The organism is Streptomyces alkaliphilus (genome assembly GCF_014141535.1).
In the GTDB taxonomy this organism is placed as follows: Bacteria; Actinomycetota; Actinomycetes; order Streptomycetales; family Streptomycetaceae; genus Streptomyces; species Streptomyces alkaliphilus.
The window spans coordinates 1-766 of the sequence record NZ_VKHT01001545.1 but is presented as its reverse complement, the minus strand read 5'-3'; the positions used below and the strand labels follow the sequence as shown (position 1 = coordinate 766).

The window sequence follows — 766 nt, the reverse complement described above, 5'->3', positions numbered from 1 at the left end:
GACCCGGAGTCCCCCGCCCCCCGATCGGCGTGGACGCCCGGGTGGTGCGGCGCGGCGGCCGTCCCTGGATCCCGGTGACCGGGGAGTTCCACTTCTCCCGTCGCCCCGCGGCCTCCTGGCGGGAGTCGCTGCTGCTCATGCGGGCCGGGGGTGTGGACACCGTGGCGTCCTACGTCTTCTGGAACCAGCACGAGGAACACCCCGGTCGTTTCCGCTTCGACGGCTCGCTGGACGTGCGGCGGTTCGTGGACCTGTGCGCGGAACTGGACCTGGGCACGGTGCTCCGGATCGGTCCGTGGGTGCACGGCGAGTGTCGCAACGGCGGTCTGCCCGACTGGGTCCTGGATCGCGTCCGGGCCCCGCGCACCGACGATCCCGGCTATCTCGCGGTGGTGCGACGGTGGTTCACCGCGCTGGGGGAGCGGTTGCGCGGCACCCCGTACGACGAGGGGGGCCCGGTCGTCGCCGTGCAGATCGAGAACGAACTGTACGACGACCCCGACCACCTCGCGGGCCTGCGGCGGATCGCCGAGGAGTGCGGCATCCGCGCCCCCCTGTGGACCGCCACCGCCTGGGGCGGGGTCCGGCTCCCGGAAGGGGAGTTGCTGCCGCTGTACGGCGGCTACCCCGAGGCCTTCTGGGAGGAGGGGGACGCCGGCCCCGCGACCGGCATGATCCGCCACTACATCCCCGGCCCCATCCGGGACGACCACGCGATCGGGGCGGACCTGCGCCCGGTGCCCCCACCCGGCCGGGACTCCGACCC

General features: G+C 74.3%; 1 protein-coding gene. It reads left to right on the top strand.

Annotated features, from left to right (window positions below; translation table 11 throughout):
- The coding region (locus FNQ90_RS25585; protein WP_182608482.1) for a beta-galactosidase at positions 1–766 on the top strand (766 nt) is incomplete at both ends.